At 65.7% G+C, this 22,758-nt stretch carries 11 protein-coding genes and 1 pseudogene; 4 read left to right on the forward strand and 8 right to left on the reverse strand.

Annotated elements, in window-relative coordinates:
* Nucleotides 1–158 precede the first annotated feature (158 nt).
* On the forward strand, nucleotides 159–2,060 hold the full coding sequence (locus tag WME76_RS41145; RefSeq protein WP_437957622.1) for a S8 family peptidase: 1,902 nt from the start codon (nucleotides 159–161) through the stop codon (nucleotides 2,058–2,060).
* Nucleotides 2,061–2,124: 64 nt separating this feature from the next.
* Here WME76_RS41145 and WME76_RS41150 read toward each other — a convergent pair whose 3' ends face one another.
* Together WME76_RS41150 and WME76_RS41155 are read right to left on the reverse strand one after the other, a co-directional pair.
* Nucleotides 2,125–3,531: a glycosyltransferase gene (locus WME76_RS41150; protein ID WP_437957623.1), complete on the reverse strand. Its 1,407-nt coding sequence runs from the start codon at nucleotides 3,529–3,531 to the stop codon at nucleotides 2,125–2,127.
* Between the two features lie 89 nt (nucleotides 3,532–3,620).
* The gene (locus tag WME76_RS41155; RefSeq protein ID WP_437957624.1) at nucleotides 3,621–4,223 is read right to left on the reverse strand and encodes a TetR/AcrR family transcriptional regulator; all 603 of its coding nucleotides are present in this window, start codon (nucleotides 4,221–4,223) and stop codon (nucleotides 3,621–3,623) included.
* Between the two features lie 238 nt (nucleotides 4,224–4,461).
* Between WME76_RS41155 and WME76_RS41160 the strand changes: the two genes are divergently transcribed.
* Nucleotides 4,462–5,367 (forward strand): hypothetical protein, encoded by a 906-nt coding sequence (locus tag WME76_RS41160; RefSeq protein ID WP_437957625.1) that lies wholly within the window; start codon nucleotides 4,462–4,464, stop codon nucleotides 5,365–5,367.
* Nucleotides 5,368–6,156: 789 nt separating this feature from the next.
* Here WME76_RS41160 and WME76_RS41165 read toward each other — a convergent pair.
* The 3 genes from WME76_RS41165 to WME76_RS41175 form a co-directional block, all read right to left on the reverse strand.
* Nucleotides 6,157–8,124 (reverse strand): ATP-dependent nuclease, encoded by a 1,968-nt coding sequence (locus WME76_RS41165; RefSeq protein WP_437957626.1) that lies wholly within the window; start codon nucleotides 8,122–8,124, stop codon nucleotides 6,157–6,159.
* A gap of 213 nt (nucleotides 8,125–8,337) precedes the next feature.
* Nucleotides 8,338–9,774 (reverse strand): phosphorylase family protein, encoded by a 1,437-nt coding sequence (locus WME76_RS41170; RefSeq protein ID WP_437957627.1) that lies wholly within the window; start codon nucleotides 9,772–9,774, stop codon nucleotides 8,338–8,340.
* A 63-nt stretch (nucleotides 9,775–9,837) separates the two neighbouring features.
* Entirely contained in the window at nucleotides 9,838–11,817 is a 1,980-nt protein-coding gene (locus WME76_RS41175; protein ID WP_437957628.1) for a helix-turn-helix domain-containing protein, read from the reverse strand.
* Between the two features lie 745 nt (nucleotides 11,818–12,562).
* On the opposite strand from WME76_RS41175, the pseudogene WME76_RS41180 reads away from it, so the two are divergent.
* Both WME76_RS41180 and WME76_RS41185 read left to right on the forward strand, forming a co-directional pair.
* A pseudogene (locus WME76_RS41180) lies at nucleotides 12,563–12,781 on the forward strand (AAA family ATPase); the annotation flags it as partial.
* 72 nt (nucleotides 12,782–12,853) lie between these two features.
* On the forward strand, nucleotides 12,854–13,093 hold the full coding sequence (locus tag WME76_RS41185) for a hypothetical protein (RefSeq protein WP_437957629.1): 240 nt from the start codon (nucleotides 12,854–12,856) through the stop codon (nucleotides 13,091–13,093).
* A 637-nt stretch (nucleotides 13,094–13,730) separates the two neighbouring features.
* Here the strand turns inward: WME76_RS41185 and WME76_RS41190 are convergent.
* From WME76_RS41190 to WME76_RS41200, 3 genes are all read right to left on the reverse strand, one after another.
* Entirely contained in the window at nucleotides 13,731–15,119 is a 1,389-nt protein-coding gene (locus WME76_RS41190; RefSeq protein WP_437955192.1) for an IS1380 family transposase, read from the reverse strand.
* A 331-nt stretch (nucleotides 15,120–15,450) separates the two neighbouring features.
* Nucleotides 15,451–15,918 carry an SMI1/KNR4 family protein gene (locus WME76_RS41195; protein ID WP_437957630.1) on the reverse strand — a complete coding sequence of 156 codons (468 nt, stop codon included), beginning with the start codon at nucleotides 15,916–15,918 and terminating at the stop codon, nucleotides 15,451–15,453.
* A complete protein-coding gene (locus WME76_RS41200) occupies nucleotides 15,915–22,634 on the reverse strand; it encodes an RHS repeat-associated core domain-containing protein (RefSeq protein ID WP_437957631.1) in 6,720 nt (2,239 codons plus the stop codon). The genes WME76_RS41195 and WME76_RS41200 overlap by 4 nt, the downstream gene beginning before the upstream one ends.
* Nucleotides 22,635–22,758: the final 124 nt, after the last annotated feature.

The following is a 22,758-nucleotide window of genomic DNA, read 5'->3' on the forward strand; positions in this document are numbered from 1 at the left end:
GCGCGCGGCTGTCCGACCGGCCGGCTCGGCTGCGACGCCGCCGACCTCGACCTCGCGCTCGAGGGGGGCGGAGGATGACGCTTCGTGGGATCTCTGCGTGGGCTCTATCCATGGCGCTTGCAGGATGCGCGAATGAGCTCGTCGAGGAGGATGAAACGATGGAGTCGCGGCAGGCCCTGCACGCGCTGAGGCAACTCAAGCTCGACGTGACGTCGGGACCGGGCGCGAAGCTCGGGCCCCATCTGCTCGCGCTGCAACGAGCCGTGGCGGCGCACCCGCATCCAGGTGAGGGCGCGCTGGATCGCAAGTTCCCGATGCTCCGCGTTCAGCGCGGCTACGTCGATGTCAGCGCCCGCGGCGACGACGGCGTGGCGCTCGCGGCCGAGCTCACCGGGAAGGGCATGCTGAACGCGGAGGTCCACGGCCGCGCCGTGTCGGGCCGTGCTCCGATCTCGCGCCTCGACGACATCGCAACGACGAGCGGCCTCATCTCCATGCAGCCGATCATGGCGATATCGAACGCGGGTCTGGTCACGACGCAAGGTGACCGCTCGCTGCGCAGCGACGTCGCGCGCGCGCGGTTCGGGGTGGATGGCCGGGGCGTCCGCGTCGGCGTGCTGTCGGACAGCTTCGACTGCGCGCCAGGGCCGTTCGTGCCCGGGGAGAGGTTCACCGTCGCCGAGGACGACATCGCGAGCGGCGACCTGCCATTGAATATCCGCGTCCTGAAGGATCTGCACGATGAGCCGAACCCGGACTGCATCGATGAAGGGCGCGCCATGATGCAGATCATCCACGATGTCGCGCCGGGAGCGAGCCTGTCCTTCTACACCGCGTTCGTCAGCGTGGAGGACTTCGCCGACGGCATCGTCGCGCTCGCGCGCGACGGCGCGGACGTCATCGTCGACGATACCATTTATTTTGCCGAGCCCATGTTCGAGGACGGGATCGTCGCCGACGCGGTGGACGAGGTGGTCAAGAAGGGCGTGGCGTACTTCTCGTCCGCGGGTAACCAGGCGCGTCAGTCGTATCAGTCGGAGTTCCGCGACTCTCGACGGCGCGGTCTGCTCGGCGGGCGGCGCCACGACTTCCAGCCGGGCCCTGGCGTCGACGATCTGCAGCGCGTCTCGGTGAGCGCCGGCTCGAACACCGTGGTGGCGCTCAACTGGGATCAGCCTTCGCTCTCGGCGAACGGCGTGCGCGGCTCGCGGAGCGACATGGATCTGATCGTCCACGACACGAACGGAGAACCCCTGGAAGAGTGCAACCTCGATGATCTGCAAGAGGTCTGTCAAATGGCGGGCGTGGCCAACAACATCGGCGGCGACGCGGTCGAGCTCGCGATGATCGTCAACCGCTCTGTCGAGGGTCTGGACCTCCAGCTCGGCCTGGAGCTGATCGCCGGTCCGGCGCCGGGGCTCCTGAAGTACGTGTGGTTCGAGAGGGCGGGCACCTTCAGCGTCGAGGAGTTCGACACGCGGAGCTCCACGATCTTCGGCCACCCGAACGCCGCTGGCGCCGAGGCGGTCGGCGCGGCGGCGTGGTTCCAGACGGAGGAGTGGGGCAGCCCGCTCGATCCAGCGTGTCGGCCAGCGTGCCTGAACTTCTTCTCGTCGGCGGGCGGGACGCCCGTCCTGTTCGGTGATCGCGGCGAGCGCCTTTCGTTTCCGCACCTGCGGCTGAAGCCAGGCGTGACGGGGCCGGACGGCGGCAACACGACGTTCTTCATCGCCGACCTCGCGATGCGGATCCCGGGCACCGGCGAGCCGGACGGGTTCCCGAACTTCTTCGGCACCTCGGCGTCCGCGCCGCACGTCGCGGCCGTCGCCGCCCTGATGATTGACAGGCGCGCGCGCGACATCGCCCGCAGGTTCAGCTCGGAGCAGCTCTCGCCGTTCGAGATCTACGGGGCGCTGGAGCGCACGGCGGACGACGTGCGGCTGCGGAACTTCGGGGGCGACATCGGTCCCCAGAGGGTGCCCGGAGCCCTCGGCTTCGACTTCGACTCGGGCTTCGGCTTCGTGGACGCGGCGCGCGCGGTGCGAGCGGTCTCGCGCTGAGCTCGTGACGGGCGCCTTCCCGCGCGCCGCGCCCGCTCTCCGCGTCTCTCGGTCCGGCGTCGCGTCACCCTTGCTCCAGCGCCTGGGCCGCCGGCGGCGCGTGGCGCGCCCGCTCGCGGTGGGGGGAGCGGGCGGCCAGCCGCTCGAGCGCCCTCGGGGCGACCGCGCCGGACTTGAGCTGTCGAATCTCCGCGGCGGCGGCCTGCGCGCGCTCGCGCAAGGCCCCGTCCGCGAGCAGCGCCCGGAGCCGCGCCCGGATCGCGTCCGGCGTCGCCTCGGCGAGGGGCAGGCGATGGGCGAACCCTCCGCGCTCCGCCTGCGCGGCGTTGATCGGCTGGTCGCCGAAGAGCGGGATGATCAGCATCGGGACCCCGTGCTCCAGCGCGCGTCCGATGGTGCCCCAGCCGCCGTGCGTGATCACCGCCGCCACCCTGGGGAACACCTCCTCGTGGGGCAGATACCGCTCGATCCGGACGTGTTCTCCGAGGCCGGTGGGCACGTCCTCCGCGCTGGCGGCCGTGGCGAGGATGGGGATCCCCATCGGCGCGACCGCCAGGAGCACGCGCCGGAGCAGGCCGCCGTCCTTGCCCGTTGTCGTGGTGCTCACGAGCACCGTGCCGGGCTGCACCTCCACGGGGGCGGCGGGGCGCGACGCCTCGGGGCCGTGCCCGCCGGGCGTGTTGAACGAGACAGGGCCGGCGAAGAGCTGCCGCTCCTGGAGCGCGACGTCGGGGACGAAGCCGCGGTGGGCCATCACGACGTGGAGCTCCGGCGACGTCGCGGCGCGCACGAACTCCGCCGAGCCCCCCGGGCGTCGCGGCGGCAGGCCGAGCGCCGCCCGCGCCCGCGAGAGCGGCAGGAGCCTGTCGGCGAGGGCGTGGAGGAGCGCGGGGCGGTCGGCGACGAGCCGCGGGAGCTGGATCGACCGCGCGAGCAGCGGTAGCCCCGCCGGGTCGAGCACCGTCGCGGCGTTCCCCGCGCTCGCCCTGGGGATGCCGGCGCGCTCGGCCGCGTAGCCCGCGCCGAAGCCGAAGGTGTCATGGACGAGGCAGTCCACGCCCTCGCGCCGGAGGATGGGCGTGAGCTCCTCGGCGAGCTCCACGCTGCTCTCGATCAGGGCCTCGCGGAACCGGATCAGGTTGCGGGGGATGGTCGGGACCCACCGCAGCGCGCCCTCCACCGGGCGATCGCGGAGCCGCATGATGATGTTGTGGTGACGGGCATAGGGCACGAGCTCGGCGCCCGCCGCCCTGACCGCGGCCTCCGCCGAGGCCTGCGTGTGCACGAGCACCCGATGGCCGCGCGCGGTCAGCCCCCGCGCGAGCTCGAGGATGCGGAGCAGGTGCCCCGTCTCGTTCGGGGTGGTCATGAGGAAGGTGAAGGGCCCGGGCACACCGCCGGACGTCGCGGGTGCGCCCGGGAGATCGGGTGAGTCGGGTGAGCCGCTGCTGGATTCGATGGGGTTCGTCATGGGTCCTCGGCGCTCCTCTGGCGTTGTTCACCTGTCGAACGTTGCATGGCGCCTCGCCGTTCGAGGCTCGTCGAACCGGTGCGCGGCGGTCATCGCGGGTCTCCGGCCGGATCGAGCGTCCGGCAGAGCACGTCGACCACGAACTCGAGGTAGGCGCGGCCGTCGGCCTGAGTGAACCCGTCGCGCGCGATGTGCTGGTGGAATGGGCGGAACTGCAGCGCGCCGAGGAAGAGGTCGGCCGCGTGCTCGGGCGGGACCGGGCGCACGGCGCCGCGCGCGGCCGCGCGCGCGAACCACGCCGCGAGCTCGCTGCGCGCGCGCACCGGCGGGAAGTCTTCCCGTCGCTCGTAGGCGGTATCGAGGGTGAACCCGGCCGAGCGGAGCACCGCGATGCACGGCACGATGCGCTCGAGGTGCACGGAGATCTCCTCCGCGAGCTCGAGGAGCTGGTCCCGCGCCGCGCGGTCGTCGGGGCCGGAGCGCGCCCGCGCGATCCACGGCGGCTCCGCCGGGGGGAGCAGCGCGGCGCACAGGAGCTGCTCCTTGGTGCCGAAGCGCTGGAACAGCACCCCGTGCGAGATGCCGAGCCGCGCCGCGATCGCGGTCGTCGACACGCCGGCCCCGTGCTCGAGGAAGCAGGCGCGGGCCTCCTCGAGGATCTCCTCGTCGGTGGTGCTACGCGGGCGGACCATTCATTACTAACGTGTCACTTATAAATGAAGATGCAAGGCGGCACACCGGAGCGGAGCGCGCCGGTGCCTGGGACGTGACGACGGACACCTTCAGGCGGGACCGCTGGGGCGCGCCGCGGGAGCGCGTGGTGCAGCCAGGCGCCAGCAGCGAGACCGGGACAGACTCGCTTCGCAGCACGCCGCCCGACCCGCGATGGGCGCAGGGAATGCGGCAGCAGCGCCGCAGGGAGCGACGGAGATGAGCAAGGCACGCAGTGGTAGTGACCGTCCGATCCGGCTCGCCTACAGCGCGCGCAGACGGCTGAGCCGGCACGCTGTCGAGGTCTTCCAGGAGCTCGACCTCCGCCGCGACCCGGCGCACACCACGTCGCCCGACGCGCTGCGGGGTCTGCTGGAAGCGCGCGGGCTGCCCGTTTACGAGGGCGCGCTCGAGCTCGAGGGCCTCGCCGGGGGCACGCCGCTTCCGCCGGACAAGCGGCTCGGCGTGTTCGCCTCGCTGAAGGCGCTCGAAGGCGGACGACCGCTCGGGCCGGAGAAGCTGCCGCGCGCGGGGAGAGAGGTGCTGCTGCCGGTGGTGGCGAAGGGGTACCCCTCGCTCTGGATCGGCGAGGGCGGCCAGGTGTACCTGGTCGACACCGAGGCCGCGGGCGTGGCGCCGGCGTTCGACGGGCCGGCGCAGTACCTCGAGGCGCTCGCCATCGAGCTGGAGACGGAGCCCTGGCCGCCCGAGCCGGAGCGCCTGCAGTGGCATCGCATCAGCGTCGCCGGCCTGGTCGGCGCCGCGGTCGCCGAGGTCTTCTATGCGCCGCCATTCGCCCCGGCGTCGGGAGCGCACGGGGCCGCATGGTTGCGCGAGCACCTCCACATCGTCGAGCAGAACACCCCCGGCTTCTTCGTTGGGACCCGGGTCACGACCACCGACGCCGACGAGGCCGTCGCCGCCCTGGAGGCGGCGCTCGCCACGAACCTGGAGGTGCGCTGGTCGGGGCCCCAGCGGCGACCGCGCGCGGGGCAGCGGCCCGTCCTGTCGTTCACGTTCGCGATGGGCGTCAACGCGCCCGATCGGGAGGCGGCGGTGTGGGGCGAGCCCGGCGACTACCGCATCGCCTCGCGGAGCGTCGGCGAGCCGTGGCCGTTCCGGTGAGGGCGTCATTCCCTGTGACCCCGGCGCGCGCAGGGAACGACGCCGATGACGGGTCAACTTCGGGGACGGCCCCGAGGCGCGCCGCCCCCGCGCCTTGGCGACGTTCCGTACAGGCGCCGCCCGGAGCGCCACTGCCGCTCCCCAGTCGTGGTGGACGCTGAGGCTACGAAGGCAGCCGAGTGGGCCCGCGTTGGGTCACACGGGAAGAAAAACCAGCCGCTCCTGCCCCGCGGATCTATCGATAATTATTGATTTTTTTTGGCCGTCCGCTCCTCCGCACCAGCGACGAGGCCCAAGGACGAATTTGCGGTGGCGAACCGGGGCGATCCGTGGGATCCGCCGGGTTTTGGGAGGGGCGTGGCGACGGAGCGCAGCCCCTCAGAAGGCGTGGGCCCAACGCGGGCCCAACCGGCGAGCTCGGGATCCGGGGAGCTCGCACCGGCCGACCCATCGCCTCGCGCCGTCGTGCTCGCAGCGCTCGCCAACGCGCTCAGCTGCGCCGTCGCCCTCGGGGACCACGTTACGGCTCGGGTCGTTCACGAGGTGATCGGTCGGCTGTTCGGCATAGCGCCAGCACCGGAGGGGCGCGCAAGGTCGCGCCGACGGTAGCAGGCCGCATTGACGAGGCGCCCGGATAAGACAGATGCGGAGCTCCGCAGAGGCCGAGCCACGTCGATGCGGTCCGCTAACGATGCCCTGCGGCACAGCCGCGCCGCAGAGCGGGGTTGGCTGCTGCCGCTGGTTGGGCCGCAGGCTTGCCGGTCTACGCGATCACACGCGACCATCGCCCTACCGTGGCGAATTCGCCGACGGCTGCAGTGGTGTACTCTCCGAGCCCGTCGCGGCGCTCTGCGGTGCGGCCGGATGGCCGGATGCCTGGCCCGCCCGATATCCGAACATAAACGCCGCCCAAACAAGCCATGCCACTATACTAAGCAGCACTGCCGTTGAAAACGTCACCTTGTCGCGAAGAGCCCTAACCAGCTCGCGGGAGCGATTCACCAATCGTAGGCTACGGCTCTGAACAGAGTTCCGAGAACCTGTAGAAGACATGGGCTTCCGAAAGATGCCACTCAGCGCACGGCTAACGAATTTGCGCGCTTCGGCGAGCTCATCCGCGTCAGGTGCATATCGCTCCATCACTGCCACCACCCACCCTGGACCGTGGCCAGGGACTGATCGAGCAAAACCCTCCAACTCACCTACAGGAACGACAAATATGTTGAGCTGTGCGAGTTTAGAGAAAAGTTCATTTGCGGCATTCGACGCGGCACCCCCCGGAAGTGCCGCAAGCCCAGATCTCTTCAAGAGCGACCAGCCGGACTCGATTCGCGCCAACTGCCTAACTCGATCAACGAGAGTATCCGTGACAAACTTGTTATCATATTCCGCGAATAGTTTCTTTATCTGTGCAAGCAGATCGTCCTTGGTAACTGTAGTGCCGAGTCGAACAGACGCATCATTAATCTCCCGCCAGAGAGGAAACAAAGCTTTCCAGTCACCGCCGGCCGCCTTCACGAGCGATGAAAGCGTCTGAGTGTCCCGAATCGCATCAGCGTCAAGAATCGCCGCACACGGAACCCCCAATGCGCGCAGTGACGCCATTACATTTGCAACCCTGGCCTTGCCTCCGGTGGGCAAGAACATCACATCGCTTGTCTTGGTCGTGCTAGGGCTAGAGACCCACTGGTAAAAACGACAGTCTGCGTCAGCTTCGCAGATCACCACTGCATCGTGAAACAACGCATCTAATACATTTGAATATTGAAGCGTAGGATCATTCCATAATTCAGCGACTCGTTCAGGGGACACACTCGCAGCCTCGGGGCCATCGTCTCCTCTAGACAGCCGAATAACACGCACGGAATCGGGCTTAGCCTCAAGGGCCCCTCTAAGAAAATCAGCACTATGAGTTGCAACGAACAGCTGTTGACCCCTCTCGCGTTCGCCGGCCAGCGTCCGGCCAAGCAATCGAGCCTGAGGCGGGTGAAGGAACACTTCAGGCTCATCAACGATAGTTACAAATGGCTTAGTGGTCAGTACTTCAAGCAGACACCCGACGTAAGATTTGAGCCCATCACCCTGTCCCGCTAGCCGTGGATGGCTGCGAAGCCACTCAAGATATCTTAGATCGACACGATTTGGAGTGGGCGCAGACTCTCTGTCGCGAACGCAATAACCGTGAAACTCGGAACCCGCTGCTTGATCAATTACAATACTGAGCCCGAACGCATCAGCGACAAGTCGCGCAAGCCGATCGTCTAGCTCCGGACGTTTGAGCAAAAAGTGAAACGGATGCTCAGGAACACCGTCGAGCGGATCGAAGGCCTTACACGATTCCACGGCAGCCATCCGCTTTCGATATGTGACATACGTGTGCAGCTGAGCCAGGAGACGTTCGGAAAGGCGGCGATTCAGCCACGTGTCGAAGTCGGATTCTTCGATAGGGCCACCCCACCCCAAAAGTACCCTTTTGCGCGGGCCACCCGAGTATTCCTGCTTGTAAGCTGGACGAGGGTCTACCCAGTCACGAAGAGCTCCTCGCGATCCGTTTTTAGCTACATTTGCGGCTCGCAACACGAGGCCATCGCGAAGCGAGCCCCCTAGTGCACCTAACAATTCGCGCAGCATGGTCGACTTGCCAGCGTTATTAGGTCCAATGATTAGAACCAGCTGCCCGGAGGCCAGTTCGACGTCTAAGCCGCCTTGAAATTGTAACGAAGAAACGAAGAACGCGAGAGGGTCGTTCGGGTCCATGTTGATGCGCTTTCAGGTCGTACTGAATCTTCTCTGCCAAAGACGCTACGATCCTAGTTCAAGATCTTACGAATACGCAAACCCGATGGGCTACGGAACGAGCGCTCGGCGCACTGCCGCCCAGCTATGCGGTCTGCCGAGGGCGCGGCGAGGAGGTCCGAAGGGTGCCCGAACCAACCCGTCAGCGGCAGACCGCACAACTAGGTGCCCGGCTCATGTTTTTCGACATCCAGTTTCTTCAAATGGATTTTCTACCATGTTTTCGTGGGAACGTTCCCCCAGTTCAATGGGTTCCGTGCGCAGATAAGCACGGGCGAAAGCCGCGGCACTCGCGCAGGCATACCTCGTCCACTGCTCGTTCCGCCGGAATCCGACGACGTCGCTAATGCCGCGGATTGCAAGCATCGCACAGCGCTCTCGTGCCGCTCGATAGACCCCTCCTGACTCCATCTCAACAGCCAAGAGATGGCGTGCAGTTTGCAGCCATGGAATCAGGATGCGAGTATCTTTGATAAGGCGATCGCTTGACGCAATGACTCCCGAGCAGAACTTTGGGTGACGAGCCTTGGACGTGAAATGATATTCAAGCGATTCGCGAACGTCATTGTTCCAATCTGCCGGCCCGTATAGGTTTCCGTCTTCCACGAGGACAGACGGTCGTTCGGGCAACCCCTCTGTCCAGTTGCCTATGTCCTGCGACCGCGCTCTGAGGTTCGCGACGTGGTGTTCGATTCTTTTTCCCACCGGGCCTCCCGCCATCGCGTATGTGGGATCATGACTTTCGTGCCGAGCCTCCACAGTGTAGTCGTGGATGCGCAGAGACAGGACCACATCTCCCAAGGTAAAGTCCTTGCTGGGTAGAGCGCCAGCAATACCGACGACAAGAATTAGCCGAGGAGACAGATCCTCGATGAGGTCGCGTGCGGCGCTCTGAGCCTCACCGTTGCCTTGCTCCGACTGGCGCATGATGGCCACTCGGTAGGTCGCACCGCCAGCGGCTTCTGTAATCCGCAGGTTGTAGTGGCGGTGGGTTGCGGGGCTGACGTAGACATCGGAACCGGTCGGGAACGCCTGCAGTACCGCTTCGAACTCCTCGTCCTTGATCGTGAGAATGCCGACATCCACTTGGCGCTGGGCAAGCGTGGTGAAGTTTGATTGAACCCCAAGCGCTTGCTTCGCCGTCGAAGAGCCGATTTCGGCGATGACTCCAGCGATGCTATCTCCGTCAGGTTTTGGCAACGTAAGCAATATCGCGCTGAGACGCATGGCAGCACGTCCTGTAAATGGGGTCTCACGGAGCACATGCTCAACTATGGATGGAATGGCCGTAACGTCCCAAACATTTACCCGCGACTGGAGTAGCTTGACAAGGTTCTGAGCCTTCGCTTCGTGGTCCGGTGACGCTGTTGAGCCGGACGGAGTATCATGGTACCGCATCACAGCCGTCGCGAGCCGAAGGAGTTGCGCACCGCCCTCGGCATCATAGGGCGAAGCCGCCACCGCTAGACAGGCATGGCGTAGGGCATCGATCTCCTCTCCGTATCGCAGCGGGTGATCTGGTGCCGAGTAGAAGTGGACGGCTTCGGCCAAGTCGCGCGCAGCACGTCCTACAGCTTCCAGGAAATCAAAGCACGCGTCACTCAGTGCCATCGTCAATTCTCGTACGGGGGTGAACGTTCGTCCAATCCAAGCGGCAAGTGCACCAATTTCATATTAGCCGGTTCTCCGCTCATCTCGCCGTGCCTGGCTGAAGTAGAAGGACTCGAAAGCGTTTCGAAGCAGGGTATGTCGAGAAATAACCCGAACGGTTGAACCGGTGTTCTCCTCGATGAGGCGATAATTCTGATCGTCCTTTTCGAGGCGCATGCGGAGCGAATTGGTTATGAGAGCCTCCAGGACAACAGCGCACTGCTCAACAGAGCGAACTACGAGTATTCCGTTCAGCACACCAGTACTTAGGATCACCTGAAGTGCTAGCGGATGGATCTCGCGAAAGAGATGCGCACGGCGTTCGAAGCGTGCGGCAACCGCTACGAGAATCCCGTCGATGTGCCGCCTTAGCGTGCTGGGCACCACTGCCGTCCGCGCCGCGACGACGTCTTCAATCCAGCGCCGATACTCCTCGCGGTTGCTCTCCGGGACACGATCAGCCTCGGCAAGCAAGTCGAAATCCGCTGCGTGCTCGCGCAAGACTTCGACCAATTCGCCATCTTCCAGCGTTGCAAGGCGGGCCTGGAGAATTCGGGAGAGTAGGGCTTCGTCATCGACCGAGTCATCCAAGTCCTCGAGGAGAGCGCTGTCCACTGCGCGGAGTATCTCGATTCGATCTGACCGCGACTTGCGCGCCAATTCCTCGGAGTCGATCTTCGCTGACGGGACGTGCAGCTTTGGGACATACACAACCACCGGTTTGCCTTGGCCGAGGGCAACAGATGCTTCCGAGTCCTTTCCGAAGGAGTCCGCCTTTTGGGCCATATAGATGGTGACGTCAGCTCGGCGAAGCATAAGGGCCTCAACAAGGCCTTTGGCAATGCGGTCGTCAATCCACGACTGCGTCGGGTTGAAGTACCGAAGATTGAGCGCCTTTACCCGTGAGTGACCAAATAGCGACTTTGCGAAACGGTTGACGGAGATGAAGTCTGCATCTGACCTCATCGAGGTTGCCACATAGACGTCAAGATAGTCGGCGCTAAGGTAATGACTGAGGTTACGCTCGGCGATTGCTTGGGTTTCACTAATTCGAGCGATCTCGGTGTCCGTCTTCGGCGCAAGGCGAGCAGCCTCACGCTCGATGGCATCAGGGTCCGGTTGAAAAAGCGGAGAAAAGAGCCCATTTTCGATCGAGCTATTGAATCTCCTGAGCAGGGAGTCCATCCGACGCTTCGTCTTCTCATTCTCTTGGTCGAGCGCTGCGCGCCCGTCCTTTCGCACGTTGGCTGCCAGGCGCTCAAGAAAGGTCTTCAACGCTTGCCGCTCTTTCGTCTCTTGTCGAACCCGTTCAGCCGAGATGTACCCGAGATCCGCCAAGCGGTCGTCAGGGATTTGCTCAATATGATGCCAGTCTGAGCGGTTCGTGTAAAGGGACAGGTTTCTCGCTTTGAGAGGGGAAAGGTATTGCGTAATGTCGGACGCAGAAGATAAAGTCAAAAATGCTTCGCCAAAAGTGCTAAATAGACGAATTGCATCGTTTTGATACACCTGAATATGTTGTTCAAGAAGCTCCAGGGAGCTGCATGCTCTTGGGCCAATGTACTTGTCAAAGAATGACGCCGATACCGGGTGCTGGCCATAGTAAATAAGTATTGAATTGAAGAGATCGTGCGTCTGCCTCTCAGACAGGCGACCGTCGAGGAGTTGCGAAATGAGACGTTCGCATGCCTCGCGCGACTGCTCAGTCAACTGTACCAGGGAGACTGGACGACCAACTAGTTCGGACAGTTGCTCTTCGAACCGGAGCCGTTGAAGGGAGGATTCATTTGCGTACTCCTCCCAATAGGTTCTAGGGATTCCGAGGAACGAGCACACGGTTTCGAGGACTGCTGGCTTTGGGAGTCGTACCGCTTGCTCGATATGGGCAATAGTGCTTCTGTTTGCTGGAGGGCCGGCTTGTTCTGCGAGCTGCTGCTGAGTAAGCCTACGCTGTTCACGGTGGGAGCGTACGAGATCGGCTAGTTGCTCTCTGGATGCTCTCATAATGGCAATATTCCTCGATCTTTATGATGGCTCTTTGCCCGGCTAACCATCAGGCGATTGGTCAACCGAAACCGCCGGACCAGGTCTGTCTAGAACCTCGCCTTCTGTGATCTTCCCCACGAAAAGTCTCACGGATCGGCTCTGCGCCGCAAGGCCCAAATGGTATCCAGCGCCATAGGGGAGGTCCGTCTAACACCCGGGGGGGGGGCGCCGCCTTTCCGGAGGGCCGGAGGCGCGGCGGACGCGCAGCCGGAGGCGTCGCGCATGGGTGACACAGCGCGGGCCGCCTCATCGGGAGGTTGCCGGACACATACCGGTCCGTTCACAATCTCGGACCGAAGGGGCCGTCGAGGGGGCTGCGGAGGGCCAGGCCGCCGCGGTTCAGCACGTGCTTCATCGTCCAGAATTGACCGGCCGCTGGTCGCGAAAACTGGTCCACCCCCCGGTAGACGGTGGTAGCTCGACCGCGCGGTCGGCGCGTTCGGGATCGAGCCGATGGTGAGCGCGCGGGTCGCGACGAGGGCAAGGTGCGACGCTCGGGGGATGCATCGCGCACGGCCGTGGCGGGTCTGCCGTCGGTGGTTCCAGCCTGACCCTCGCGTTGGCGATCGGCAGCACGTGTCCTCGTCGCCGTCGTGCCAGGTGGCACAGCGGAAGATGATGCAGGGGTCGTGACCAGACCGCAACGCGGACTACCTCGTAGCACGGCGGCTGAAGCAGCTGACAGCGATGGCGTGGCCGCCATCTGCGCCGCTGTGGGTGCCGCCGCTCGACCGACTTCCCTGGGTATGCCGTCAGCGCCCATGTCGAGACCCTGGGCCGCGAGCGCATCCACCCGGTTTTCCTGCTGGACGAAGCGCACCTGCTCCACCAGGATACGCTTGACCATCTTCACATCCTGCTCAACTACGAATGGGACAGCCGCTCACTGCTGTCGCTGATCCTGGTAGGGCTCTCTGATCTCCAAGACCGTCTTGAGCTGCGCAAGAACCGCTCGCTGTATTCGCGAATCGAGCGGCGTCTCTCGATTGGTCCGATGGTCCCCGACGACACCGGCGAGTACGTGCGGCTACGGTTGCGCCGAGCCGGCGCCGACCGCGAGATCTTCACCGCCGACGCACTCACCCTGCTGCACGAGGCGGCTGGATCGAGCCTGCGCGAGATCGACCGCATGGCCACCGCCGCGCTGCGCGAGGCGGCGCGGCGCAAGAAGAAACTCGTCGAGCGAGAGGTGATGGCGCACATCGTCGGCGACTTGGGGACCGACGGCAGCTGACGCCGATCGAAACGACCGATGCGCCCTTCGCGCCGGCGCAGCAGCTCCTCGCCCGCGCCGGCGGCCACGACCTATGATAGCCATCACGAGGCGGCCTGCGGCGCACGCTCGCGAGGATGGCCATCGCGCTCCTTGACCGCAGCCGAGCACGTCCGCAATTGCCATCAATCAACCTGCTCGGCGGACCATCAGCCAACCTGAGCGTCAACAGTCCTCGCGAGTCGCTTGGGAATTTGGGTCGAGTAGGTGGCTCCGAGGTGTGGACCCCCCCCCGCGGAGCTAGTGGGACCGTTTGATAAGTCTTTCAAAATAGTTGTGGAACGGAGCCGTGTGATCGTGGCTTGCTGCCCGTGCGCAGCTTCGACTGGCCACCGCGGACTATGTTAAAACGCTTATCGAACAGTCCACTAACTTCCTGCGCCACCAGTACAGCTGCTTTGGCTTGTACCCGTCGTGCCGCGCGAACTTCTTCGCATTCAGCGTAGATTTCGCGCCCATGGGGCACGAGTGGGCCGACGGCGACGCGCCAGCGGCGTTCCGCTGACGAATGCGACGCCGATTACAACGATGCGCTTCCAGAGCGTCACGAAAACACACGCCCCCCTTACCCCCGCTATGGTTTCGGCTGGTTTCGGGCTCAATTATGCCAGCGGGCGAGCTGCGAGCGCTCCGGCACGTGCAGCTTCGTGCCCCGGCTCGACCGGGCCAACCTTCCCGGGACGAGGATCAGCGCGCGGCGAAGCCACGGCGTTCGCCAGCTCGCGAGCTGCGGAACGTGGTCCAGCACATAGCGGCGCATCAGGTTGGCGGTCAGCAGCTTCAACAGCAGCGCGGCATGATTGGCGTTGAAGCAGTGGCTCGGCACGCGACCGCATCCCCACCCGTGCTTGAGATCGCCGATGAGCGGCTCGATGCCCGCGCGCAGGTCATATCGCGCCGCTACATCTTCCGGCGCTTCGACCGGCTCGTTGGTCAAGAAGACCTGCACCGTGTAGTCGAGGCCTTCCCAAAGGTAGATCTGCTTGCCGTTCTCCCGGTCGCGTGTGCGTACGGCGATGACGCGGACCCCATCCGGCCAATCGCCGCGCCGGAAAGGCACCTCGGCCACCTGCCGTCGAGGACGACCGTCGGCATCCCGGTCGATGGTACGCCATCCGGTGGCGTGTGCGACCATGCCCACCAGATCGGGGCTCATCCGCGCCTTGGTCAGGAAAAAGCATCCCCTCGCGGCGACGGCGTGCATCAGCGCGCTGCAATCGCCCGCGCCATCGATCCGCACGTAGATGACCGCGCTTGGCGCTGCGGCGCGCGCCCGGTCGATGCACTCCTCGACGAACGGTACATCGGCTTCGCCGAAGCTCGTATCGCCGGGTCGCAGTTTGGCTCCCACGATAGCGTCGGCCTCGGCGATGCGCGCCAGGATCGGGTGATAGCTCGGCCGGCCGTGGTAGCGCGGGTTCGGGCCCGGAAGCGCCCCCTCCTGCATCCCGAAGAGCGGCTCCACGGTCGTATCGACGTCAATGTGCACGAACCGGTGCTTTCGGCGAGCAACGAGGGCGAGCCCGTGGTCGACGACCATGCTGTGCAGCGCTTCGAGCGCCTGCTCATCGAAGCGGCACAGGTCCCGATAGACGGTGTCGATGCTCGGAACGACCCCGCCTGCGAGACGTACGAAGAGCGGATCGACGGCGAGCGCTTCGATGCCGAAGACGCGCTCCTCGCCGGCGAGCGCGCAGTCCATCAGCAGGCGCATCTGTGCGGCCATTGGGTAGATGACCGAACGGCCCGTCTTCAGCCGGAAAAACCTGCGGCTCAGGGCCGCGTCGACGCCGAGCTCCCGGAGGAAGGCGCCGAAGGGAGCAAGTCCTGCGATGCCCGTCAGGTTCTTCTCCGAGGGCTCGACGTGAATCCTGGAAGGGTCTGGCCGCCGGATTCGCTCCTGGTGCCGCCCATCGCCTTTGCTCTTGAACCCGAGCTCGCGTCGGCGCACCTTGGAGGTGCTCGGCGTGCGTCTTCGTTTGGTCATAGCAACCCGGGCGGGTCGCCACGCCGAGCCTTTCTTTCAAGGCGTTCCGTTTACCTCGCCGGATTTCTCACGCCCCGGATCGGCATGGTAGGCGCGAAATCCACGTTCAGAGCTTGCTTTCGCACCACTGCCGCAGCATGAGATTCAACATGTGAATTGATACGCCAGTTCATGCCCGGCGTCCCCGGTGGCATGGCCACAGACGGACCCTTATAGCCGCGTCGTCTTAGGTGAACGTGACGGCGATCGCACCGTGCGTGATGCGGTCCGGCAGGTCGAACGGCGTGTAGCGCCCCGGCGTACCGCCGGGGCGCGGGCCCGCGCTGCCGATTTAGCTCTGGCTCTTTAGAAAACTCGGATCGATCCATGCGCTAACGACCTGCGCCGATGCCTTGGGCTCCTCTAGCGGTTGTAGCAGGCTCAAGAACCGGGTAAAATCCGGAGCGACTTCAACTTCCTTCTCGAGCTCGTGATCCCAAAAGGTGATGGACCAAGTCGCGCCAGCTCGGCGGAGGAGAATGAGATTTCCCCCTTCCGCATCTGCGATGGGCCAGCCATCTCTTGGCAGCCTGTCCATGAGGGCACGCTTCTCACGCAGCACCTGTGATGCGCTGAAGAATTCCGTCACGCCGGCGCCGTAGTTATCAACCGGAAACTCATTCGGCTCTACCCTCCCGCCATCTTGTGCTTTGAGGAACTCCACATAGTCTTCAGGAAGAGGCTCCTGCACTGCCTTGATGAGAGCCCGTATGTTGCTCGGTTCGCACGGGGGTTGGACCTTTGCAAATGTTACTGTCATCTCTCACCTCTTATGATTGCTGCGCCACCAGTGTGCCGGGCCGCTTGATGAATGTTCCTGGGGACCAACAGCATGGTTCGAGCATCCTCGACGTGGTGCCAGACGTAGCCCTCGGGTGTTGCTTTAAGTCCGACGGCTTTGTTCGCCATGGCTGCGTCCCTGGCATAGTTACCTGTCAAACCATCGATCTCAACGCGTGCCTTTGAAAACGGTGAGAAGTCGGGGAATCCTTGTTTGGTGTACCGAACCCCCGAGGGGTGCACTTTTCCTGCCCATTGACTGTTGATCGGGGTCCGACCGCCAATCTTCACTGCTTCGCCTGCGGCAGCCGTGGTGCTCTGCGGGCCCTTGTTCCCCAACCCTTGCGACATCAGCGCCTGCGACAGGCCCTGGATCCCCGCCGCGATGTTGCCGACGCCACCCACGACGAGCCCGGTCGACGCGACGATCGCAGGCACACCGACCGCCGCGCCGACGCCGGTGACGCTCGTGATGCCCCCGAAGACCTCCCCCGTCAAGCCCCCGATCGTGAGGGCGAGCCCTCCCACGATCTGCCCGATGGCCAGCCCCATCCTGGCTTCCGGTGTCCCATGGGCCAGCACGCCCGCGGCGTCCAGCAGCCCATGCCCGACGCCGGCGAAAGGAACCGCCCCGAGCAGCAGTCCGGCGAGGAACCCTCCCTCCACCTGCACGTAGGGGTTCTGCGACCAGTCGATCGGAGCCGTGGTCACCGGCTGCGGCACATGCCCGGACGCGCTCCCGGTCGTGCTGACGTCGATCGGCGGCACGGCGCCGCCCGTCTCGGCAGCTATGGTGTTTGTATCGGCCTCGGAGCGCGCCCCGTGCTTCGGGAGCGGGAGGACCAGCTCGATCTCGATCGGCGGTAGGCCGAGCTCGTCCGAAGTGAACTCCGCGCCAGCCGACAGCGGTGAGTCAGCCCCGTCCCTCGGGAGCGCTTCCTGGAAGCCGCCCGGGTCGACGTACGCGAGCGGGTTGTTCAGCACGTAGCTGTACGGATTCCAGCTCTGTCCGAAGAACACGAAGGAGACGATCGGGTCGGTGGTCAAAAACCGCCCGATCCTGGGATCGTACATCCTGCCCTTCATGTTCACGAGCCCGAGTTCGTCATCGCTCTCGTGCCCGGTGAACCCCTGCGCCGTCTTGCTGGCGAACGACACCGGCGCAGGCTCTCCCCAGACGGGGTTTCTCCGCTGCCCGAACGGATCGTAGCTCCGCCGTTCAATCACGTCGCCGTCCTCGTCGGTGAGCGCGTCGACCGAGCCGAGGTGATCGACGTGCACGTACAGTGCGCCCTCATCCGCACCTCCCCGGGTGACGATCGCCACGACCCGCTCCGGCGAGTGCACGTGGTACCGGTGCTCCACAATACCCGACGCCGCATCGGTGACCCGCTCGTACAGCTCACCGAGGTAGAGCGTCTCTTTCTCGGGTGTCGTCTTGCGGATCCGCTGCTGATCGCCGTCGTAGCCGAACGTGACCGTGCTCGCGCCCTGCGTGATGCGCTCCGGCAGGTCGAAGGGCGTATAGCGCACGGCCGTGCCGCCGGGGCGCGCGATCTGATTTCCGACAGCGTCGTAGCCGAAGCTGCCCGTGACGAGCGCTGCGCCGGTGGCGGCGTGCGGGTGCAACGGATCGTCGTAGGCGAGCGTGCCGGCGTCCGACTTGAAGGTGAGATTGCCGTTCGGCGCGTAGTCGTAGCGGACCGCGCAGGGCGCTGACGCGCTCTCCACCTCGCTGAAGTACGCGCAGGTCAGCCGCTGGAGCGCATCGTGCCGGAAGCGCTCCGTCGTGTTTCGGCGCTGAAGCGCGTCGGTGCGGTGCGTGAGGTTCAGGAGATCGTCATACCCGTAGTCCAGGTCTTGCACCTCGGCCGCGCCGCTCTGCGTCACCACGTGTCCGAGGCGCTGCTTGTCGGCGTGGTAGCTCCGTGTCGTGATCGCGCCGTTGCCGAACACCTCCTCTCGAAAGCGCCCTGCGTCGTCCACGTCGGTCAAGCGCCAGTACGCGTCCTTCGTCCGGCTGTCACGCACGGCGAGCACGTGGCCGTGCGCGTCGTGATCGTGGGCCACGACGAAGGACGCCGCGCCGGAAGGCGCAGGATACGTGACCGTATCGACACGGCCGAGTTCGTCGTAGCCCAGCTTGGCTTCCAGGGGAGCGCCCTCTCCCTCGATGCGGAGCGAGATCGTCTCGATCTGGCCGAGGCGGGTGTACCCGTACGTCTTGTCGCCATCCGGGCTCGCGAGCGTGTGGAGCTTGCCGATCCCGTGCGCCGCCGTGTCCCAGGTCCACTTCGTTGTCAGGAGCTCGGCGCCGTGCCGGTCCACGCGCGAGTCGGGTCGGCCGAGCGCATCGTAGGCCCACGTGGCCTCGCGCCCGAGCGCATCGGTCGACGACATCTGCTCGCCGAAGCCGTCGTGGATCGAGCGCGTCGTGCCCCGATCGGGGTCGTCGAGCTGCCGGACGCGGCCAAACGCATCGCGCGTCATGCGCGTCACCGCGCCGCCTGGGTCAGTGACCGTGTGCAGCATGCCGAACGGGCCGTAACTATAACGGGTGATCCCGTCGGCTGCATCGGTGATGGACTCGGCTCGCCCCAGCGGATCCTGCGCGGTCACGGTCACGTCGTCGAGCGGATCGGTGACGCGCACGAGCAAGCCATCGTACTCCGTCGTCGTGACCGCGTTCCACGGCGTCGCGGTGCGCACTTCGCGGCCCAGGGCGTCGTGCTCGTAGCGCACGTACAGCCTCTCGCGCTCGGGCGTATCTTCGCGGACAGGCACCGAGCGCCGCGCGATGTGCTCGCCCAGCGCATCGTACCCGATCTCCTGCATGATGCGCTTCGCCTCGCTCGAACCCTGCGCCGCCTCCGGTTCGGGCCCGTGCCACCACCACCGGATCGGGCGACCGAGGCTGTCGAATTCGATCGTGTCGTCGGCGCCGCCGGTCGTGGTGCTTCGCTCCGTCACACGCCAGGCGTCCTGGTTCGGACCACCGTCCTTGGTGCGCGAGAGCGCGATCGTCGTCGTGGTGCCATCCGGGCGTCTCTCGATGCCGAGGCGCCCGAAGCCGTCGACCCGCCATTCCGTGAGGAGCTGATTCGGATCGACCCGCCTGAGCAGCACGCCGAGCGCGTCGTCGTACTCAACGATCGTCGTGTGCCCGGCCGCATTCACGTAGCTCTCGGGGAACAAGCCCTCGTCGTCGAGCTCCGCGCTGGACGTCCGCCGGTGGCCGAAGGCGTCCTCTGCCGTGACGCCAGTGATGTTACCGAAGTCATCATGTGTGTAGGTGACCTTCAGCTTCGTGTCGGGCAGACCGTCGTCGCTCTCGGTGGACTCGGTGTCGACCTCGCCGTAGATCGTCGTGGTCCGCGTGAGGGTCCGGCACTGGGATATGCCTGCTGCGGCGCTGCACTCCTCCTGCGTCTCAAGCTGGCCGAGGACCCAGCGCTCGGTGTCGTTCTTGAACGTCCGCGCGACGTTGAACGTGAGATCGACGCCGCTCGTCGAGACCTCCTCGGCGCGCACGTTGCCAAAGTCATCGAACTCCGTCACCTTCGACACCGAGTCGCGCAGCAGCGCCGCGCCGCCGCCTCCGCCCTCGACTTGCCGCACGTATGTCTCGATCGAGGGCGGCTCGCCGCTCGGGGGTGGATACGTCCCTTGCGCTCGCCTCACCCGGCGCTCGGCCGGTAGCGTGAAGTACGTCGCGCCCTCGTTCGTCGGGACGAGCGTCCGCTTCACGTCGAGGAATGAGAGCTCGATCTGCTCCGGCCTGGGCTGGGTAGGCAACCCCGGCGCCCAGCGCCACGTCCGCAGGACGCGCCCAGCGAAGGGGAAGACCTGGAACTCGTCGTCGTACGTGACGTGGTCGTAGACATCGAGCGTCGCGGCGCCCGTGTCCAGATCGGTGACGATCCGCTCCCCGAACCCGAGGAATCCCCTGCCCAGCCGGTGGTAGCGCCCGTCGCGGTAGCTGACCTCGAAGCGCCGCTGTCGATCCGCACCGTTGTTGAACGCGTATGCGCTGACCACCCGACGAGGTCCCACGACGCAGCGGCGTGGATGACCGCAGTCGTCCGCTGCGCCGGAACGCGCGAGGTAGAGCGGGCTCTCCCGCGCCTGATCCTCCGCCGCCATCGACGCGTCGGTCAGGTGCCCGTACGAGATGCTCACGTCGGGCACGAAGCCTGGCTCGGACGGCTCGCGGGCGTTCATCCCATCGGAGATCGCGACCAGCAGATCCTGATCGGCCGAGAGGCTCTGGAAGATGTTGAACACGCCGCCGAGCGACAGAATCACGTCCTGGGCCCCGTCTCCATCGACGTCACCGGTGCGCGGCCCGCGTGGATCGGCGAGGGTGATGGCATCGCCGAGGCTGGCCTCGAACGGCACCTGCGGGTTGACGAGCCTGAACGTCGGCCCGTTGCGTTCGCCCGTCGCCAGGAGGACGGCCCACGACGGCAGCGCATCGGAGCCGCCCAGCAGCATGCCCGGAGGGACGGGCATCAGGAGATCCTGCCGCCCATCACCATTGAATTCGAGCGGCACGGCGAACCGGAAGAACGCGTCCTGGTCCGGGAAACCCAGCAGATCGCCGAAGCTGAACGCGTCGACGGTACGGAACGGCGAGGGCACGAAGGTCGGCCCCGTGTTGACGTAGGTGGTGAGCTGGTGGTGGTTGAAGCCGGATTCGACGGCATCAGGCAGGCCATCGCCGTTCACGTCGAGGAAGACCACGCGGCCCCCGGGGCCCGCGACAGGTAGCGCGGTGTCGAGCACCTCCCAGCGCTCATCGCCGCGGCGCATGATCGCGTCGTAGCTCGATCCGGTGAGCACCGTCCCGTCACCGAACCGCTTCAAGGACGGCACGATGAGATCGATCTTGCTGTCGGCGTCAACGTCGAGCGTGTGGAATTCCGTATCGCAGGGATAGCCGGTGAGCAGCTCGAGCGATTCGCCCCTGGGGTCGAATCCCGCGGACGTCACGCCGCGTGCAGGCCGCCAGATGTGGACGGTCCACACGGCAGAAAGCGGGAGCGGTGCCTCTCCCTCGCGGGCGTGGTCCTCGCACTGGATCAGATCCGGCACGCCATCGCCGTCCAGGTCGGCGAGGTGCATCGACGCGCCGGGGCTGCTCAAGCTGGGCGGCGCAGGCGTGCTCCTGAGCGGAAAGGGCCTGCGGATGCCCGTGTCATGGAGCGCGAAGGTCCAGTCCCGCCGGGACAGGAGCACATGCCACGTGACCTCGGCACCGTAAACGTCGTGGAGCAGGACGTCCATCCGCCCATCGTCGTCGTAGTCCAGGACGGTCCCGAGCTCGGGCTGAAGCGTGGCCGGGTCGGAGGGCCCGACCGGATCGGCGACCGTGGGCCACTCTTCGAGGAAGGCGAGCTCCGCCGGTGCGAGAAAGGACGGCGAGGCGCGGGGCCCGAGGTTTCGCGCCGCCAGCCACGCGGTAATCGGGTTCCTCGGTGTGCTGAGCGCCGCGACCATGTCCGGAATCACGAGGTCATCGCGCCCATCGCCGTCAAGGTCGAACACCATCGGGCTCGCCCTCTCGGAGACCGGCTCGTCGATGTCCGTCGTGAGCCGCTTGAACCCGGGCGAGGCGCGGCTGTACTGAAACCGTGTCGGAGGCTTGCAGACCCCGTCGCTCGCGCACTCCTCGACCTGGGTCAGGAGCGTGCGGCTCGTCGCCGGGTTGAGCTCGTAGCCGAAGCCATAGCGCCGGACCAGGGTATCGCCCGGGCCGAGCATCTGGATCTCGTCCAGGCGAAGCGAGCGCTGGAGCGCCATGCCGCCCGAATAGCCGGTGCGAATGGTGGCCGCATCCTTCGTCCCATACACGAAGCGCACCGCTCGGGAAGGCTCGAGCGACGGCGTGCCCTCGAAGCTCGTGTAGCGGATCTCGTCGACCGCGTACTCGGCGGTATGGCCGTCCTCCGCCTCGGCGACGCAGTACGCGTACGTCATGGCGTTGCCGCGGCCGTCGCGGACCTTGTTCGCGAGCCACGCGCGCGGGACGCTGCCCCGCGCGAGCGGCTTGCTGCCCTCGGTGTGCCCGTACTCGACGACACGGCCGTCGGGCAGGTGCGCCTCGAAGAAGAGCGCCTCGGCGGGCGCACCGCCTTCCGGAGCGTAGTGCCCGACCACCTTGACGAAGGTATCCGGGAACGTCCGGTACTCGATGGTTCCCGGCCCCTCTCCCACCGGAACGAGGCGCTGCCCATCGAGGCAGAGCTTGTCCTCGCCGTCGTACCTCACGCCGCGGATCTCCCCGTCCTGCGCGAGATTGCTCGGACATCGCGTGATCGCGGAGAGCCCTGCGATGGAGAAGCCGGCGCCGAGCACGCCGTCGCCCGCATCGCTGCGGTAGACGAGCTGGAGCCTTGGTCCCATGCCCGCGCGGGAGGGCACGGTGGCCAGCTCCATCGTGTGCACGGCCTCCCCGGTGCTCGAGATGGAGAACGTCCCCGGAATCGTGCCGGCGGCGACGGTCTCGACCTCCGGCGCGGGGCGGGGCGTCGCAGGGCCGTGTGCGCCCTGGGTCCGGCAGGCGATGAGGCCCTGAGGCGGCTCCAGGGGCGGGCCGCCGGAGAGGCACTGGCATCCGCCCTGCGCGAGCATGCAAGCGAGAAACATCCAGAGCGGGATCAACGCCCGGAGCACACACCGCGGAACTGGCGCCATCGCAACCTCCCTGACGCACAGAGGTGCCACGACGCTGCTTCGCGGGTCAAGCGCTGTTCTCATCCTGAATCGGCCCATCCATGCCGGTATCGAGGCATTCATGAAGCATTCGTGCCTGTTCGGC

Source organism: Sorangium sp. So ce119 (assembly GCF_051524405.1).
Taxonomy (GTDB): domain Bacteria; phylum Myxococcota_A; class Polyangia; order Polyangiales; family Polyangiaceae; genus Sorangium; species Sorangium cellulosum_G.